Raw genomic sequence first — 17,339 nt, 5'->3', positions numbered from 1 at the left:
GAAAACCGGAAAAACTTCCGGAACTTGCCAAAAAAATTTTTTGTGCGGCGCAACGAAGTCGCACTCCGGTTGAGAGGCTTCGCGGCACCGCACACCGAAGTCTTTCCGCCCCGTCGGAACCCGCGTCATCAAACTGAGATCGGATCGCGCTCTGGATCCCGGCACCGTACAGCCGCCGGGAGAGGATGCCGTGGCCGAGGTTGAGGAGATGCCGGTCCGCGTGCGGACGCTGTTCCTGTCCGACCTGCATCTCGGCACGCGCGGCTGCCAGGCCGGCCTGCTGCTGTCGTTCCTGAAGGACTACGACGCCGACACGATCTACCTCGTCGGCGACATCGTGGACGGCTGGCAGCTGCGCTCGGGCTGGTACTGGCCGCAGGAGCACAACGACGTGGTGCAGAAGCTCCTGCGCAAGGTCCGCAAGGGCGCGCGGATCGTCTACCTGCCCGGCAACCACGACGAGTTCCTGCGCGACTATGTGGGCACGAGCTTCGGCGGCATCGAGCTCGCCGAGACCGCGATCCACGAGGCGGCCGACGGCAAGCGCTACCTCGTCATCCACGGCGACCAGTTCGACATGGTCGTGCGCCACTCGCCGTGGCTCGCCCATCTGGGCGACGGCGCCTACACGCTGGCGCTCTCCCTCAACACGCTGATCAACAAGGTGCGGCGGCGGCTCGGCCTGTCCTACTGGTCGCTGTCGGCCTGGGCGAAGCTGCGCGTGAAGAACGCCGTGAGCTTCATCGGCCGCTTCGAGACGATCCTGGCCGAGGAGGCCCGCCGCCAGGGCGCCGACGGGGTGATCTGCGGCCACATCCACCACGCCGCGGACCGGCCGATCGGCGACCTGCGCTACCTCAACACCGGCGACTGGGTGGAATCCTGCACCGGGCTCGTGGAGCACTACGACGGCCGCATCGAGGTGCTGCACTACCCGAGCCTCCTGCGGGCGCGGGAGGCCGAGGTCGTGCCGCAGCCCCTGCCGGGCCGGCGCGCGGTGGCGTGAGGGCGGCGCCGTGAAGCTCCTGATCGCCAGCGACGCGTGGCACCCCCAGGTGAACGGCGTCGTGCGCTCCCTCGAGCAGATGGTCCGGCGCGCGCCGGAGCACGGCTTCGCCACGACGCTGCTGTCCGTGGCGGATTTCCGCTCGCTGCCGCTGCCGGGCTACCCGGAGATCCGCCTCGCCTATGCCGGGCGCGAGCGGGTGGCGGCGCGCTGGCGGGCCGAGCGGCCGAGCCACGTGCACATCGCCACGGAGGGACCGGTCGGCCTCGCGGCGCGCCGGCACTGCCTCGCGCACGACCTGCCCTTCACGACGAGCTACCACACGCGCTTCCCGGAATACCTCGCCGCCCGCGCCCCGGTGCCGGAGGCGTGGTCCTACGCGTACCTGCGCCGGTTCCACGGCGCCGCCCGCGGGACGATGGTCAGCACCGCCTCGCTCCAGGGCGAGCTCGCGGCGCGGGGTTTCGGCCGGCTGATGCGCTGGACCCGGGGCGTGGACACGGAGCGGTTCCGGCCGGCCGAGCCCGGGACGCCCCGGCCGGCGGAACTGGCCGGCCTGCCGGGGCCGCTGTTCCTCTACGTCGGGCGGCTGGCGGTGGAGAAGAACGTCGCGGCCTTCCTCGCCCTCGACCTGCCCGGCACCAAGGTGGTGGTCGGCGACGGCCCGGACCGCGCGCGGCTGCAGGCGCTCGCCCCGGCGGCGCACTTCCTCGGCACCCGCACCGGCGCGGACCTCTCGGCGGTCTACGCGGCCTGCGACGTCTTCGTCTTCCCGAGCCTCACCGACACGTTCGGCATCGTCCTCCTGGAGGCCCTGGCCAGCGGGCTCCCGGTGGCGGCCTTCCCGGTTCCGGGTCCCAACGACGTCGTCGGCGGCACGCGGGTCGGCGTGCTCGACCCGGATCTGCGGGTCGCCGCGCTGGCGGCCCTGCGCCTGTCCCGCGCCGAGTGCCGGGCCGAGGCCCTGCGCTGCGGCTGGGACGTGAGCGCGCGGCAGTTCTTCGGCAACATCGTCGAGGCGCATGGCGGCGCCCGGAGCACCCGCGACGCCGCCTGACGCGTGACGGCGTCCGCGCGGAATGGCAGGAGGGCGCGATGCCGCCCGCCAAGCCGCCAGCCAAGCCGCCCGCCAAGCCGCCAGCCGGATCGCCCGCCCGACCGACCGGGTCCGTCAGAGCCCGCCCCCCGGTCGCCGGACCGTTCGACCCCGCCCGGGCCGCCGCGTATCCGGCGGCGATCGGCTGCGACGAGGTCGGGCGCGGCGCGCTCTGCGGACCCGTGGTGGTGGCCGCGGTCTGGTTCGATCCGGCGGCGATCCCGGCCGACCTGCTCGCGGCCCTCGACGACAGCAAGCGCGTCCCCGAGCCCGTGCGCGACCGGCTGGCCCCCCTGATCCGCGCCCACGCGCGGGTCGCGGTGGCGGCGGGGTCGCGCGCCCTGATCGACCGGATCAACATCCGCGGCGCGACCCTCGACGCCATGGCGCGGGCGGTGGCGCGGCTCGGCCTCGCCGCGCCCGTGCTGGTCGACGGGCGCGACGCCCTGCCGGGCTTGCCCGGCCGCGCCGTCGTCGGCGGCGACCACTTGGTGCCCCAGATCGCCGCCGCGTCGATCGTCGCCAAGGTGCTCCGGGACCAGCTGATGCGGCGGCTCGCCCGGCGCCATCCCGGCTACGGCTGGGAGCGCAACGTCGGCTACGGGACGGCCGTCCACCGCGCCGGCCTGACGCAGCTCGGGCGCAGCCCCCACCACCGGCTCAGCTTCACCCGTTGTTTCGACTGAGCCGGGCGACGGGTCACGCGGCCCGGACGCCCGTGAGGAAGCGCTCGACCTCCGCGGCGAGCTCCTCCGACTGACGCGTGAGCGCGGTGGCGGCCGTCAGCACGTGGTCGGCCGCGCGGCCGGTCCGGTCGGCCGCCTGCGCCACGCCGGCGATGTTGCCGGTGACCTCCTGCGTGCCGGCATTGGCCTGGGCGACGTTGCGGACGATCTCCTGCGTCGCCGCCCCCTGCTGCTCCACCGCGGCCGCGATGGCGGCGGCCACGGCGTCGATCTCCCCGATCCGGCCGGTGATCGTCCCGATCGCCCGCACCGCCTGACCGGTCACGGTCCGGATCTCGCCGATCTGCCGGCCGACCTCGTCGGTGGCCCGACCGGTCTGGGCGGCCAGTTCCTTGACCTCGGTTGCGACGACCGCGAAGCCGCGCCCGGCCTCGCCGGCCCGCGCCGCCTCGATCGTGGCGTTGAGCGCCAGCAGGTTCGTCTGCGCGGCGATGCGGGCGATCAGCTCGACGACGGCGTCGACCCGGGCGACGGACGCGTTCAGCGCCGCCACCAGGGCGGCCGTCTGGTCGGCCTCGCCGACCGCGCTCCGGGCCAGCTCGGACGAGCCCTGGACCTGCCGCCCGATCTCCTGGACGGAGGTGCCGAGTTCCTCCACCGCGGCGGCCACCGTCCTGACGCCGGCGGACGCCTCCTCGGCGGCCGCGGCCACGGTATCGGACTGGCTGGCCGTCTCCTGGGCTGTGGTGGTCATCTCCCAGGCCGTGGTCTGCAGTTCGGCCGCGGCGGCGGAGACCTGCCCGACGATGCCGGCCACCGCCGCCTCGAAGGTCTGCGCCATCGTGTGCGTCATGGTCCGGCGCTGCGCCTCCGCGGCGCGCGCCGCCTCGTCCGCCTCTGCCTCCAGGGCGCGGGTGCGGACGAGGTTGTCCCGGAAGACCTCCACGGCCGCCGCCATCGCGCCGATCTCGTCCCGCCGCCCGCGGGCCGGGATCTCCACGGCGACGTCGCCGGAGGCGAGCGCCCGCATCGCCTGGATCATGGCCCGGAGCGGCCCGAGCACGCGGCGGACGACGACGACGGCGCCGGCACCGGCGAGCAGCACCGATGCGGCCAGGAACAGGCCGGTGTGCAGCAGCGTCGCCCCCGCCTCAGCGAAGAGTGCCTGCGCGCGGGCCACCATCGCGTTCAGCGCCGCCTCGGCGAGGTCGGCGATGGTGTTGACCTCCCGCGTGTTGCGGTCGCGCAGGTCCTGGATCGCGACGCCCGGCGGCTGGCCCCGGCTCAGGGCCGCCCGCAAGGCCTGCCGCCGCGCCGCGACCTCGCCCTCGAAGTTGCTGCTGCCCGCCCTCACGAAGGCGTCCTGGACCGCCCGCGGCAGCGTGTCGTCCATGTGATCGACGAGATTCGCCCAGCTCGCCGCGACGCGGCCGCGCTCCTCGGCCTCCGCGAGGCGCTCCTCCTCGGACCAGCCCGTGCCCCGCGTCACGGCCGTCTCGGCCCGCGCCACGTTGCCGCCGATCGCGACCCGCGTGATCCAGGCGGCGCGCTTGATGTCCAGGGCGCGGGCCAGCGCCGCGTCCCGGCGCGGGATCGTGACGTCGACGGCCCCGCTGGTCACCGTGAGGGCGTCGAGCAGATCCCGGAAGGCGGTCGCGGCGACCTCCGCGGTCGCGGCGTCGCGCTCCGCGACCGGGACCGCGAGGGCCGCGTCGATCCGCGACGTCAGGCCGGTGACGGCCTCGTACGCCCGTCGGAGCGGATCGACCGTCTTCGCCACCGCGGCGGTGTCGACCGCGCGCACCAGCCTCAGGAGCGCTTCCAGACGATCGATCCGGGTCGCGCGCTGTCAGGCGATCAGGGCCGCGTCGGCGGGCGGGATCCTGCCCGCGGCGATCAGCGCCTGCAGGGTCCGCCCCCGCTCGAGGCGCACGGCGAGCAGGATCTCGAGGAGGATCCGGCTGCCTTCCGTGAGCGCGACGACGCGGCGGCTCTCCCGCTCCTGCGCCCCGGCCTCCAGCGCCGTCCGGGCGCCCGCGGCCAGCAGCATGGCGCTGAGTGAGAACAGGATCGCGCACAGGATCGTGCCGATGGACGGACGCGGAAGACGCAGCATGAGGGTCGGGATCTCTCTTCGCGGTGCGTCGAGGCGCGCGGCCCGCCGCCGGGCTGCCCGGTTCGAGCAGGGCGGCCGGTCGGCCTCGGTCGACGGAAAGGCTGAGCGACGCGACAGGCACCCCGACGCGGCGCCGGCCCGGATCGCTCGAAGGGCGCGGCGAGGGCGCGGCGAGTCCTGGGGCCCACCGGCGCTCCCGGTCCGGTCATCGGACCGGGAGTTCGCCCGGTCGGCATCGGAGGTCGAAACCCCGACACGCTACCGTCTCAAGGAAGGACGACAGTCGCGACCGGCAGAACCGAGCCGGGCCGCGGGGCGCGGCTCGCCCGCGACCGGATCACGGCGCACAGCGTCCATTGGCGGGATCTGCGGACACGGACGCCGGACAAAATCGCGCTCTTACGCACAGAACGACCCTCAATATAGAACTGAAATTCGATAACTCAATCAAACCTGGTCAAAATCTCGCAACAAACCTCGCGATCTCAGGCATTTGAACCACAATGGCACAGATGTCAATCTTACGTTCTGCGATTTTCCTCACGCCTTAGACATCCGATCATCGACTTTGGGAGCAACATTTGAGCTGTTTTCAATCTTTGGGATTATCTTTTTACGCCATTTCTGGCCAAAATGACTGGAATTTTCGCTGAACCGTACTGTGGGACAGGTCCGCCGCGTCGCGCGCGCCGCCGCGTCGGTCGCGTGTCAGAACAGCGCCAGCTGCGCGCCGGGCTTCCGGAAGGCGTCGCGATTCAGCGCGATGCGCCCGAAGGCGAAACCGAGACGCGTGCCGGCGAGCCGGACCCGCTGGCCGATCATCGCCGCGTAGGCGCCCTCCCCGCGGAAGCGGTGGCCGAAGCGCGGGTCGTTCTCGCGCCCGCCCCGGGCTTCCCGCAGGAGTGCGAAGGCCCGCGCCCTGCGTTCGGGATAGTGCTCGGTGAACCAGTCCGCCACGAGGTCCGCGACTTCGCCCGGGAGGCGCAGCAGCGCGTGGCCGATCCGGCTCGCCCCGTGCGCGCGCGCTTCGGCCAGGATCGATTCGATCTCGTGGTCCGTCAGGCCGGGGATGATCGGCGAGACGTTGACCATGACGGGCACGCCCGCCGCGCTCAGGCCCCGCATCGCCGCGAGCCGCTTGCCCGGCCGCGGCGCCCGCGGGTCGAGGCGGCGGGCGAGGTCCGGATCCAGCGTCGGCAGCGAGATCGCCGCCAGCACGAGGTTCTCCGCCGCCATCTCGGCCAGGAGGTCGAGGTCGCGCAGCACGAGGTCCGACTTGGTGGTGATGCTGACGGGGTGGCGGGCCTCCCGCAGCACCTCCAGAACTGCGCGGGTGAGCCGGTGCTCCCGCTCGACCGGCTGGTAGGGATCCGTGGCGGTGCCGAGGGCGATCGTGTCGGGCCTGTAGCCCGGCGCGGCGATCTCGCGGGCGAGGAGCCGGGCGGCGTCCGGCTTGGTGAAGATCCGCGACTCGAAGTCGAGCCCCGGCGACAGGCCGAGCCAGGCATGGGTCGGGCGCGCGTAGCAGTAGATGCAGCCGTGCTCGCAGCCCCGGTACGGGTTGATCGACCGGTCGAACGGGATGTCGGGCGAGCTGTTGTGCGCGATGATCCGGGCGGCCCGCTCCGGCGTGACCTGCGTGCGCAGGGGTGCCGGAGCGTCCGCCGTCCAGGTCTCGTCGTGGAACGCCTCGCGCCGGGCGGATTCGTACCGGCCCGTCGGGTTGGCCGTCGCGCCGCGCCCGCGCCGGGCGGCCGGTTCCGCGACGCTCGGCCCGAGTCGCGGCGCGGCCCCGGATGCGGTCCCGTCGCGCGTGTCCCCCATGACGACTCGCCTCCCTCACGCATCCATGTGAGAACATAGAGCGAACGCGACGGCGAAGGGCGCCTTTTTTTCAGGCAAATGCGGCTCTGCAGCCCGTCCGGGCGACGGCGCGTCGCCGCGCGGGCCGCGGGGCAGTTTACGGCGCCGCAGAATCGTCTATGCGCGCGCTCATGCTCTCCGCCGTGACCTATCTGGCCGAACCGGCCGATCCGGACGCGATCGATCGCCTGGCCGACACGCTCAGCGTGCTCGTCTCCGGCGTGGCCGGCGGCCTCGTCGGCGACGCGGTGATCGTCGCGGGCCGCGAGAGCGAGGCCGTGGCGGCCGTCGCGGAGGCCACGGGCGCGACCCTCGTGCTGCACCGGGGCGGCAATCCCTACGCGGCCGGCGCCGCCGCGGCCCGGCGGGACTGGATCCTGTGCCTGGAGGCCGGCGACGTCCCGGCCGAGGGCTGGATCCGCACCCTCGACCGCTTCGTCGGGACCGCGCGGCCGGACACGGCGCTCGGCCGCCTGCACCGCCCGGCCGGGCGCTGGCTCGGCCGGCTCGTCAGACGGGCGGAGACCGTCGTCGGCGCCCGGCAGGCCCGGGCCGGCGACGTCGTCCGGCGCGAGGCCCTGCGTGCCGAGGGCGCGTTCACGGGTCGCCTCAAGGTCAGGCCGCTGATCGCTCGGATCGAGCGCGCCTGACCGGAAAGATCTTGCTCGGGAGAATCTTGCTCGGAAGAATCTTGCGTCCGCTCACGTTGTTGTCGGTCGATCCGCCTCTACAACTCTGAAAGCGCGGCAGGATCGTCGCCGTCTCCGGACATGATGACGCGCGCTGAGCCACCCCGATCTGGAAGGATGGTGCCATGGATTCGTCGGGCCTGATGGGGCGCAAGTCGGTCGAGGACATCGTCGAGAGCGGCGAGGGCGAGCAGCAGCTCTCGAAGTCGCTGGGCGCCCTCTCGATCACCGCGATGGGCATCGGGGCGATCATCGGCGCCGGCATCTTCGTCCTGACCGGCACGGCCGCGGCCCAGTATGCCGGGCCGGGGATCATGCTGTCCTTCGTGCTCGGCGGCATCGCCTGCGCCTTCGTCGGCCTCTGCTACTCGGAGATGGCCGCGCTGATCCCGGTCGCCGGATCGAGCTACACCTACACCTACGCGACGCTCGGCGAGTTCTTCGCGTGGCTGATCGGCTGGGACCTGATCCTCGAATACGCCATGGGCGCCGCCACCGTGGCGGTCGGCTGGTCGGGCTACGTGACCAGCATCCTGAAGAGCGTCGGCATCGTGATCCCGGCGCAGTTCGCCAACGCGCCGGGCACGCCGATCGAGGGCGGCGGGACCGCGCTGCTCAACCTGCCGGCGGTCCTGATCGTGGCGCTGATCACGATCCTGCTGATGCGGGGCACGAAGGAATCGGCGCTCTTCAACAACATCATGGTCGCGGTGAAGCTCACCGTCGTGGTCGCCTTCATCGCCCTGGGCTGGGGCCACGTGAACGCCGCGAACTGGAGCCCGCTCATCCCGGACAACGACGGGACCTTCGGACATTTCGGCTACAGCGGCGTCCTGCGCGGCGCGGGCGTGGTGTTCTTCGCCTTCATCGGCTTCGACGCGGTCTCCACCGCCGCCCAGGAGGCGCGCAAGCCCCAGAAGGACATGCCCATCGGCATCCTGGGCTCGCTCGCGGTCTGCACGATCCTGTACGTGCTGGTCGCAGCCGTGCTCACCGGTCTCGTGCCCTACAAGGACCTCAACGTCCCGGACCCGATCGCCAAGGGCGTCGACGTGATCGGCATCGGCTGGTTCGCGCTCTTGATCAAGCTCGGGGCGCTGACCGGGCTGACGACGGTGATCCTCGTCCTGCTCTACGGCCAGAGCCGAATCTTCTTCACCATGGCGCAGGACGGCCTGCTGCCGAAGATGTTCTCCCACGTCCACCCGACCTACCAGACGCCGTATCGCAGCCAGGCGATGATCGGGGCCGCGGTCGCCGTGGTGGCGGCCCTGGTGCCGATCCACATCCTCGGCGAGATGGTGAGCATCGGCACGCTGGCCGCCTTCATCCTCGTCTGCGGCTCGGTGCTCTACCTCCGGCGGGCCGAGCGCACCATGAAGCGGCCGTTCCGGGCGCCCGCCGTGCCGGTCGTGCCGATCCTCGGCATCCTGTCCTGCCTGCTCCTGATGATCGGCCTGCCCCTCGACACGTGGCTGCGGCTGGTGATCTGGATGGCGATCGGCCTCGTCGTGTACTTCTTCTACGGCCGCAAGCACTCGGTCCTGCGCCGCAAGGAGGGGAACCTCGCGTAGCGCGCGGCCTCACACCGTGAGGCTCGCGCCGCGCCGCAGGTGCTCGTCGAGGCGCGGCATGATCTCCACGAAGTTGCAGGGCCGGTGCCGGTAATCGAGCTGCTGGGCCAGGATCCCGTCCCAGGCGTCGCGGCAGGCGCCGGGCGAGCCCGGCAGCACGAACACGTAGGTCGCCCGCGCGACCCCCGCGGTGGCGCGGGACTGCAGGGTCGAGGTGCCGATCTTGTCGTACGAGATACGGTGGAACACGGCCGAGAAGCCGTCCATGCGCTTCTCGAACAGCGGCTCCAGCGCCTCGGGGGTGACGTCGCGGCCGGTGAAGCCGGTCCCGCCGGTGGTGATCACCACGTCGACGCCGGGGTCGCGCAGCCACGCCTCCACCCGCGCGCGGATCGCCGGGACCTCGTCCGGAACGATCGCGCGGGCCGCCAGGATGTGCCCCGCCGCGGTGAGGCGCTGGGTCAGGGTGTCGCCCGACCGGTCGTCCTCCGGGCGGCGCGTGTCGGAGACGGTCAGGACCGCGATGTTCAGGGGGATGAAGCGGCGGGCGTCGGTCTGATCGGCCATCGTGCGGGCTCTCCGGGGCGGGAGACCGATATGGGCCCGGCGGGACCGCTTGTCGCCCCCGGGCCGCGCGCGCGCGCCTCTTGCGGCCCGCCGCGAAGTCGGCTGTGCTCGCGCGCGTCCGTCGGAGACCGCTGACCCATGCACATGTACGGCAACTGGCGCTCGGCCGCCGCCTTCCGGGTGCGGATCGCCCTGAAGCTGAAGGGCATCGCCTACGAGGAGACCTTCATCGACCTCGACGCGGGCGACCAGCACGAGCCGGCGTTCCGGAAGATCAACCCGCAGGGCGCGGTGCCGGCGCTGTTCGACGGCGACGGGCCGCCGCTCACCCAGTCGCTGGCGATCCTCGACTACCTGGAGGAGACCCGGGGCGGCGTCCGCCTGCTGCCCGAGGAGCCCCGGGCGCGGGCCAGGGCCCGCTCGCTGGCGCAGGTGGTCGCGTGCGACACCCACCCGCTCTACGTGCCCCGGGTGCGCACCTTCCTGATGGAGCATTACGGCCTGCCCCGGGAGCGCATGCTGGATTTCCTGCGCAACGCCTTCGAGACCGGCCTCCGGACCCTGGAGACGCGCCTCGCCACCGAGCCGGGGACGGGCCGGTTCTGCCAGGGCGATTCGGTGAGCCACGCCGACCTCTGCCTCGTCAGCCTCTGGGTCGGGACGGGCATCTTCGGCATCGACACGGCGGCCTACCCGACGGTCGCGCGAATCGCCGAGGCCTGCCTCGCCCTGCCGGCGGTCGCGGAGGCACACCCGCTGCGCCAGCCAGGCGCCCCGCCGGCGTGACCGGGCTCCGCGCGCCGCCCGTCCGGTGCGCGACGTCGCACTCGTGACCGGGGGTCGCGGCCGGCGATGTGGTATTCGGCAACCCAGGCCGTGTAAGGAGGCCGGCGACTGATCCCGGTCCGGGAGGAGAAAGAGTGTCGATGGCATCCGTCGAGAACGAGTCGGGCCTTCATCGCGTCGTGGTGGTCGGCGGCGGCGCCGCCGGACTGCAGCTGGTCACGAAGCTCGGCGACAAGCTCGGGCGCGGCAAGCGCGCGCACGTCACCCTCGTGGACCGCGCCCGGACGCATATCTGGAAGCCGCTGCTCCACGAGGTGGCGGCCGGCAGCCTCGACGTCGGCCACCACGCGGTGGATTACCTGCACCACGCCCACATGCACGGCTTCCGCTACCGGATCGGGCGGATGACCGGGCTCGACCGGGAGGCGCGCACGATCCAGCTCGCCGCGAGCTACGACGCGGAAGGGCGCGAGGTCACGCCCGAGCGCGCCGTCCCCTACGACACGCTGGTGATGGCGGTGGGCTCCACCACCAACGATTTCGGCACGCCGGGCGTCGCCGAGCACGCCATCGCTCTCGACACCCAGGACCAGGCGGTGCGCTTCCACCAGCGCCTCGTGAACGCCTCGCTGCGGGCGCACACGCAGGCCGGCCCGGTCCGGCCCGGCCAGCTCCACGTCACGGTGATCGGCGCGGGCGCGACCGGGACGGAACTCGCCGCCGAGCTCCACCGGACCCTGCGCCACGTCGTCTCGACCGGGCTCGACAAGATCGACCCGGGCAAGGACATCCGCATCACCCTGGTCGAGGCCGCCGACCGGATCCTGCCGGCGGTGCCGCAGCGCCTCTCGGCCGAGGTGATGCAGCTCCTCAGCAAGATCGGCGTCGACGTGCGCGTGAAGGCGCGGGTCACCGAGGTGCGCGCCGACGGCGTGCAGCTCGCCGACGGCACCTTCATCCCGTCCGAGCTGGTCGTCTGGGCGGCGGGCGTGAAGGCGCCGCCCTTCCTGCAGGGCATCGGCGGCCTGGAGACGACGCGGACCAACCAGCTGGTGGTGACGCCGACGCTGCAGACCACCCGCGACCCCGACATCTTCGCCATCGGCGACTGCGCCTACCTGGTCGAGGCCGGCTCCGACACGCCGGTGCCGCCGCGCGCGCAGGCGGCCCACCAGCAGGCGAGCCACCTGATCGCCCAGATCCCGGCCAAGATCGACGGCAAGCCGCTGAAGCCGTTCCGGTACAAGGATTTCGGCTCGCTGGTCTCGCTGGGCGAGTACTCGACCGTGGGCAGCCTGATGGGGTTCGTGCGCGGCAAGAACATGCTCATCGCCGGTCTGTTCGCCCGGATGATGTACCGCTCGCTCTACAAGATGCACGAGCGGGCGCTGCACGGCACGGCCAAGACCGCCCTCGACACCCTGGCCCGCGCGCTGACCCGGCGCACCGAGCCGCGGGTGAAGCTGCACTGACCGTCGCCGTACGACCCGAGGACGGGCGCCCGGATCGACCGGGCGCGACACAGGAAGGAACCGCCATGATCCTGGTAAGCGTGATGTACCCGGCCGGCCCGAGCTTCGACATGGGCTACTACCTCGGCCACCACATGCCGCTGGTGCGCGAGCGCTGGTCGTCCCTCGGCCTCCACGACGCGAAGGTCGTCAAGGGCGCCGGCACGCCGGACGGCGGCGCCGCCCCGTTCCAGGTGATGGCCCTCCTGACCTTCGAGTCGGTCGACGCCTTCAAGAAGGCCGTCGCCGCCCACGGCGAGGAGATCTTCGCCGACATCCCGAACTTCACTGCGGCGCAGGCCCAGGTGCAGATCAACGACTTCGCGGAAAACCCGTGATCGACATCGTCAAGGCAGTGCAGGAGGCCGATCCGAGCCTCGGCACCTACGTGGTCGTGCTGCGCACCGACGCCCGGGCCCTCGACGGCCCGGAGCGGTTCACCCCGGAGGCGCAGGCCTGGATCGCCGAGAAGGCGCCCAGCGGCCGGCTCGCCCGGGTGCGCGTCCTGCTCGCCCCCTATCCGGGGGCGGAGCCGGCCGCGCGCGAGGTCACCGTGGCGGCCTTCGCCGACGCGCGGGAGCTCGCCGCCTTCGCGACGACCTGGACCGGCGACCCGCTGCCGGAGGAGCCGGGGGACTCTCTTCCCGATTGACGGCTCCGGGGCCGCCGTCTCTGCGAGCGGAGTAGGCGATCCAGGGCAGCGCGGCGCTCACCGGCGGCGCGCCGACCCTGGGTCACTTCGCTCCGCCCGCGACGACGGAAACGATCCTCGATACCGCGCGCGGACTCACGCCGCGCGCAGCTGCCGGATGGCGCGGAGCGCGGTCGCCCGCTGGATCTCCAGGCGCCGGATCAGCGGCATCAGGTCGGCGCCCGCGTGGGCGGCGGCCTCGACCTCCCGGCACAGACTCGACAGGCCGACAAAGCCCAGCAGCCCGGCCGCCGCCACCAGGGCGTGCGCGTCGTGGGCGATCTGCAGGCGGTCGGTCTCGCTCGGCCGGAACCGCTCGGACAGCTCGTTCGCCAGGAGATCGAGCAGCGCCCCGACGCGATCGGTGCCGAAGCTCGCCTCCATCTCTGTCAGGACCGCCGCGTCGAGCACGGCCGAATCGACCTGCGGCAGGCGGCGCGGCACCTCGGCCCGCGCCGGCCGCCGCGCGCCCGGCGCCGTCCAGCGGCTGATCGTGGCGAAGAGGTCGGCCCGCCGGAACGGCTTGCCCACATGGTCGTCCATCCCGGCCTCGCGCAGCTCCTCGATCTGCGACGGCAGGACGTTGGCGGTCATGGCGACGATCGGGATGTCGCAGGCGGGCGGCGCGAGGGCGCGGATGCGGCGCGTGGCCGTGAGCCCGTCGACGCGGGGCATCTGGACGTCCATCAGCACGAGATCGTAGGCCCGGCCGGCCGCGACGGACGACCCGACCGCCGTGATCGCCTCGGCGCCGTCCCCGGCCACGTCCACCGCGTAGCCCTGGGATTCGAGCACCGCGCAGGCGAGTTCCTGGTTGAGCGGCACGTCCTCGACGAGGAGCAGCCGCAGCGGCGCGCCCGGGACCTCGCCGGCCGCCGGAGCCGCGGCCGGGGGCGGCCGCGACGGCCCACCCGCGTCGGCCGCGGCGCCCGGGGCCGCGGTGTCCCGCTCGCCGCGGGGCAGCACCAGCCGGAACCAGAAGGTCGAGCCCGCCCCCTCGCGGCTCTCGACCCCGATCTCGCCGCCCATCAGCGACACGAGGTGCCGGGAGATCGCCAGCCCGAGGCCGGTGCCGCCGAAGCGCCGGCTGATCGAGCCGTCGACCTGGCTGAACCGCTTGAACAGCCGGTCCTGCTGCGCCGGCGCGATGCCGATGCCGGTATCGACCACGGAGAACCGGACCGCGTCGCCGGGGCGCCCGTCGGGGGCGACGCCGTCGCCCTCCCGCTCCGCGGTCACCGTGACCGAGCCCTCGGGCGTGAACTTCACGGCGTTGTTCAGCAGGTTGAGCAGCACCTGTCGCAGGCGCCCGGCATCGCCGACCACGAAGGTCGGCAGGGCCGGGTCGATCCGGGCCTCGATGGCGAGTCCGCTGCGGAGCGCGCTGCCCCGCACGATCGAGACCGTGCTGTCGACGGTCGAGGCCAGCGGGAAGGTGACCGGATCGAGGGTCAGCTCGCCGGCCTCGATCTTCGAGAAGTCGAGGATGTCGTTGACGACCGTGAGCAGGGCCGCGCCGGAACTCTGGATCAGCTCGAGGCGCCGCCGGTCCTCGTTCTGGATCGCGTCGCCGTCGAGGAGCAGCTCGGCGTAGCCCAGGATGCCGTTCAGCGGGGTGCGGATCTCGTGGCTCATGGCGGCCAGGAACTCGCTCTTGGCCGCGCTCGCCCGCTCCGCCTCGGTGCGGGCCGCCTCGGCGTCGCGCGTGGCGGTGCGCAGGGCCGCCTCGACCGCCTTGCGCTCGGTGATGTCGAGGTGGAGGCCGACCATCCGCTGGGGCTGCCCGTCGGCGCCGCCGAGCGTCCGGCCCCGGGCGTAGAGCCAGCGCGCGCCGACCCGGAACTCGGCCGCGTAGGGGGTGCCGGACTCGACCGCCCGCCGGATCTCGTTCCAGACATCGGAGACGTCGTCCGGATCGATCAGCGCCGTCCACGCGGAGGCCGAGATCGTGTGGGCGCCGCCGGTCTCCGGCAGGCCGTGCATCCGCGCGCTCTCCGGGCTGAGGACGGCGAGCCCCGTGCGCATGTCCCAGTCCCAGGTGCCGGCCTCCGCAGCGTCGAGGGCGATGTCGAGCAGGCCGCTCGCCTCCTCGACGGCGAGCCGCGCCGTGACGATGTCGTCGACGTCGAGGGCGGTCCCGAGCCACTCCGCCACCGCGCCGTCCGCCGGGTCGAGGCGGATCGGGATCAGCGAGAGCTTGTGCCACCGGTAGACGCCGTCCTGGCGCCGGATCCGCCACTGGCCGCTGTAGCCCGTGCCGGTCTCGACCGCCCGGATCCAGGCCGCCTCCATGGCGGCGGCATCCTCGGGGTGGTTCCGGACGAGGCGCTCCGCGCGCTCGGGCCCGATCGGCCCGTAATAGGACTGGAACTGCGCGTTGGCGTAGGTCGCCTGACCGTCCCCGACCCGCATGGTCCAGACCAGGAGCGGCAGCGCCTCGGCGAGGCCCCGGTAGCGCAGCTCGCTGCGGCGAACCTCGTCCTCGGCGCGCCGGCGCTCGGTCACGTCGATCAGGACGCCGAACAGGCCGGCGCCCGCCCCCTCCCCCCGGGCCATGCCGCGCACGACCACGTCGCGCAGCGCGCCGTCCGGCCGCAGCAGCCGGGCCTCGAAATCGAACCGGCCCCCGCGGGCGATCGCGTCGGCGACGATCGCCTCGAGCCGGGCGCGGTCGTCAGGATGGTAGATCTGCGAGAAGGCGTCGAGGTGCGGCGGCGGGGTTGCCGGGTCGCGGCCCGCGATGGCGTAGAGGCTCGCCGACCAGACCGGCTGCCCGTCCGCGAGCTCCACGCGCCAGTTCCCGACGCTGGCGAGCTGCTCGGCCATGGTGAGCTGGTGGTTCGCCGCCTCCTGGGCGCGGGCCCGGGCGTTGATCTCCCGGTGCTGCTCGCGGATCAGCGCCTCGCGGATCGCCGCCTGCGCGATCTCCCGGTCGCGCCGCGCGTTGGCCTCCGTGAGGCGCAGATGCGCCACGACGATCTCGGCGAGGTCGCGGAAGGCGGCCGCGTCCTCGGGCGAGAAGTCGGAGCGGGGCTCGGGATCGGCGAGGCAGAGGGTTCCGACCCGCAGGCCCGGCTGGAGGCTCAGGGCGATGCCCGCGTAGAACCGGATCCCGTCCGGCGCCGCGGCCACGGGCAGGTCGCGGAAGCGCGCGTCGAGCCGCGCGTCGGGGACGACCACGAGGGCGTCGCTGCGGATCGTGTGCTGGCAGAAGCTCTCGTCCCGCCGCATCGTGGTCGGCACCCCGGCACAGGGCGTCTTCAGCCACTGGTGCGTGTCGCCCAGGAAGGCCACGAACGCGCTGCGCACGCCGAACAGGCGCCGGGCGGTCCGGCAGACGGCCTCGAAATGCGGTTCCGGCGGTGTCCCGAGGATCGCCAGGGCCTCGAGGGCCGCGAGCCGGTCGCGCTCGTTGTCCGGCTGTGTGCTCACGTACCGTCTCCGGGTGCCGATCGGCCGCGACCGAGCGATGCCGCGCCTAGCGCCGCGTTTCAAGCGCGCCCGCCTGCGGCCGCGTGCCCATGCGCAACCGCGCGGCCTCCAGCGCCCAGACCATGCCCAGCATCATGTAGACGTGGCGCCACTTCTCGATGTCGATCTGGACGGCCTGCAGGAAGAACATCAGCAGCGCCGGCCAGACGATCTGGGCGTGCGCCCGGACCGGCGACGGCCGCGCCAGGAGCCGGAAGCCGACGAGGCCGGTCGCCACCACGAGGCCGATGAACACGGCCCCGCCGAGCCAGCCGCCGTTGGCGAAGGAGCCGATGTAGGAATTGTGCGGTTCGAGCCCGAAGATCAGCCGCCAGTGCATCGGCCCCATCCCGAACGGCCGCTCCAGCAGCATGGCGAAGCCGCGGATCTGGTTGCCGAAGCGGCCGGTCTCGCCCTGGTCGTAATCCTGGGTCAGGGCCGCCCGGGTCTCGAACATCTTGTGGACGTGGTCGACCGAGAGCAGCCCGATCACCGCGACGGTGCCGAGAACGATGGTCGCCAGGGTCAGGAGCACGATGCGGCGGCGCAGGCGCGGGGAGTCGCTGCCGGCGTAGACCGATCCCACCATCAGCAGCACCGCGACGGCGCTCCCGCCCCAGGACCCGCGCGAGAACGACAGGAAGATGCCGGCCACGATGATCAGCAGGCCGGCGAGGGACACGAGCGGCCGGCGCGTGGAGCCGGTGAGCAGGCCGTGCATCAGGTAGAGCGCGCCGAGCGTCAGGAACGAGCCGAAGACGTTCGGGTCCTGGAACGTGCCCGAGGCCCGGTCGTACTTGTAGAACAGGTCCTCGATCCCGAGCCATTGCAGGTAGCCGACGATGCCCAGCGCCGCCGAGAACACGCAGCTCGCCGTGTAGGCCTTGAGCGCCAGCTCCATCCGGGCGTGCGTGTCGTCCGCGAAGAACATGGCGAAGAAGATGCAGGTGATCGAGAGATAGACCAGCTGCACCGTCCAGGTGACCGGGAACTCCTCGTTCAGGTAGGGCAGCAGCGCGGTGACGATGCCCGCGAGGTAGACGAGCAGGAGCGCCACCAGGGGCACCGCCCCGCGGTGCAGCCGGACGCCGAGGCACAGCCAGAGCAGGATCGTGGGGATCGCGACCGCGTCGTAGGGCGAGGTCTCCGAGAAGGCGAAGCAGGCGAAGAAGACGAACGCCGCGAACAGCGCCTTGGCCAGCCCCTCGACGGCCGCGATGAGCGGGATTCCGCCCGCCGACCCGGACGGGACCGGGCCTGCGGGCGCTGCGGTGTGGGCCATG

At 72.8% G+C, this 17,339-nt stretch carries 13 protein-coding genes and 1 pseudogene; 9 read left to right on the top strand and 5 right to left on the bottom strand.

What is annotated here, in order from left to right; genetic code table 11:
* The first annotated feature begins 208 nt into the window (after nt 1-208).
* From ACLBYG_RS12080 to ACLBYG_RS12070, 3 genes are read left to right on the top strand one after another with little or no spacing between them, the layout of a single operon-like run.
* Nucleotides 209-1,006, top strand: a complete 798-nt coding sequence (locus ACLBYG_RS12080; protein ID WP_376738913.1) for a UDP-2,3-diacylglucosamine diphosphatase — start codon at nt 209-211, stop codon at nt 1,004-1,006.
* A 10-nt stretch (nt 1,007-1,016) separates the two neighbouring features.
* Nucleotides 1,017-2,063, top strand: coding sequence for a glycosyltransferase family 4 protein (locus tag ACLBYG_RS12075; RefSeq protein ID WP_447681609.1), 1,047 nt, complete (start codon nt 1,017-1,019; stop codon nt 2,061-2,063).
* Between the two features lie 38 nt (nt 2,064-2,101).
* Entirely contained in the window at nt 2,102-2,788 is a 687-nt protein-coding gene (locus ACLBYG_RS12070; RefSeq protein WP_447681608.1) for a ribonuclease HII, read from the top strand.
* A gap of 13 nt (nt 2,789-2,801) precedes the next feature.
* On the opposite strand, the pseudogene ACLBYG_RS12065 reads toward ACLBYG_RS12070, so the two are convergent.
* Nucleotides 2,802-4,904 (bottom strand): annotated as a pseudogene (locus tag ACLBYG_RS12065) (methyl-accepting chemotaxis protein).
* Between the two features lie 708 nt (nt 4,905-5,612).
* A complete protein-coding gene (locus ACLBYG_RS12060) occupies nt 5,613-6,728 on the bottom strand; it encodes a PA0069 family radical SAM protein (RefSeq protein WP_447681607.1) in 1,116 nt (371 codons plus the stop codon).
* Nucleotides 6,729-6,886: 158 nt separating this feature from the next.
* Between ACLBYG_RS12060 and ACLBYG_RS12055 the strand changes: the two genes are divergently transcribed.
* Both ACLBYG_RS12055 and ACLBYG_RS12050 read left to right on the top strand, forming a co-directional pair.
* Complete coding sequence (locus ACLBYG_RS12055; protein WP_447681606.1) at nt 6,887-7,417, top strand: hypothetical protein; 531 nt, start codon at nt 6,887-6,889, stop codon at nt 7,415-7,417.
* Between the two features lie 164 nt (nt 7,418-7,581).
* Entirely contained in the window at nt 7,582-9,030 is a 1,449-nt protein-coding gene (locus ACLBYG_RS12050) for an amino acid permease (protein WP_447681605.1), read from the top strand.
* 9 nt (nt 9,031-9,039) lie between these two features.
* On the opposite strand, the gene moaB is transcribed toward ACLBYG_RS12050, so the two are convergent.
* Complete coding sequence (moaB, locus tag ACLBYG_RS12045; protein WP_447681604.1) at nt 9,040-9,597, bottom strand: molybdenum cofactor biosynthesis protein B; 558 nt, start codon at nt 9,595-9,597, stop codon at nt 9,040-9,042.
* A 138-nt stretch (nt 9,598-9,735) separates the two neighbouring features.
* Here moaB and maiA point away from each other — a divergent pair, with 138 nt between their 5' ends.
* From maiA to ACLBYG_RS12025, 4 genes are all read left to right on the top strand, one after another.
* Entirely contained in the window at nt 9,736-10,383 is a 648-nt protein-coding gene (maiA, locus tag ACLBYG_RS12040) for a maleylacetoacetate isomerase (protein WP_091679640.1), read from the top strand.
* Nucleotides 10,384-10,523: 140 nt separating this feature from the next.
* Complete coding sequence (locus tag ACLBYG_RS12035; protein ID WP_091679643.1) at nt 10,524-11,855, top strand: NAD(P)/FAD-dependent oxidoreductase; 1,332 nt, start codon at nt 10,524-10,526, stop codon at nt 11,853-11,855.
* 65 nt (nt 11,856-11,920) lie between these two features.
* Nucleotides 11,921-12,232 (top strand): EthD family reductase, encoded by a 312-nt coding sequence (locus ACLBYG_RS12030; protein ID WP_020092668.1) that lies wholly within the window; start codon nt 11,921-11,923, stop codon nt 12,230-12,232.
* Entirely contained in the window at nt 12,229-12,546 is a 318-nt protein-coding gene (locus tag ACLBYG_RS12025) for a hypothetical protein (protein ID WP_020092669.1), read from the top strand. Before ACLBYG_RS12030 ends, ACLBYG_RS12025 begins: the two co-directional genes overlap by 4 nt.
* Nucleotides 12,547-12,681: 135 nt before the next feature.
* Here ACLBYG_RS12025 and ACLBYG_RS12020 read toward each other — a convergent pair whose 3' ends face one another.
* A complete protein-coding gene (locus ACLBYG_RS12020) occupies nt 12,682-16,017 on the bottom strand; it encodes an ATP-binding protein (protein ID WP_447681603.1) in 3,336 nt (1,111 codons plus the stop codon).
* Nucleotides 16,018-16,063: 46 nt separating this feature from the next.
* Nucleotides 16,064-17,338: an O-antigen ligase family protein gene (locus ACLBYG_RS12015; RefSeq protein WP_447681602.1), complete on the bottom strand. Its 1,275-nt coding sequence runs from the start codon at nt 17,336-17,338 to the stop codon at nt 16,064-16,066.
* Nucleotide 17,339 lies beyond the last annotated feature (1 nt).

This window comes from Methylobacterium sp. D53M (assembly GCF_053345625.1).
The sequence above is the reverse complement of the archived record's forward strand: the minus strand, read 5'-3'. Positions and strand labels throughout refer to the sequence as shown.

Bases quoted from the DNA above. Each gene is read 5' to 3' on its own strand.
- ACLBYG_RS12080 (WP_376738913.1), top strand. From the start codon at position 209: ATGCCGGTCCGCGTGCGGACGCTGTTCCTGTCCGACCTGCATCTCGGC.
- ACLBYG_RS12070 (WP_447681608.1), top strand. From the start codon at position 2,102: ATGCCGCCCGCCAAGCCGCCAGCCAAGCCGCCCGCCAAGCCGCCAGCC.
- ACLBYG_RS12060 (WP_447681607.1), bottom strand. From the start codon at position 6,728: ATGGGGGACACGCGCGACGGGACCGCATCCGGGGCCGCGCCGCGACTC.
- ACLBYG_RS12055 (WP_447681606.1), top strand. From the start codon at position 6,887: ATGCGCGCGCTCATGCTCTCCGCCGTGACCTATCTGGCCGAACCGGCC.
- ACLBYG_RS12050 (WP_447681605.1), top strand. From the start codon at position 7,582: ATGGATTCGTCGGGCCTGATGGGGCGCAAGTCGGTCGAGGACATCGTC.
- moaB (WP_447681604.1), bottom strand. From the start codon at position 9,597: ATGGCCGATCAGACCGACGCCCGCCGCTTCATCCCCCTGAACATCGCG.
- maiA (WP_091679640.1), top strand. From the start codon at position 9,736: ATGCACATGTACGGCAACTGGCGCTCGGCCGCCGCCTTCCGGGTGCGG.
- ACLBYG_RS12035 (WP_091679643.1), top strand. From the start codon at position 10,524: ATGGCATCCGTCGAGAACGAGTCGGGCCTTCATCGCGTCGTGGTGGTC.
- ACLBYG_RS12030 (WP_020092668.1), top strand. From the start codon at position 11,921: ATGATCCTGGTAAGCGTGATGTACCCGGCCGGCCCGAGCTTCGACATG.
- ACLBYG_RS12015 (WP_447681602.1), bottom strand. From the start codon at position 17,338: ATGGCCCACACCGCAGCGCCCGCAGGCCCGGTCCCGTCCGGGTCGGCG.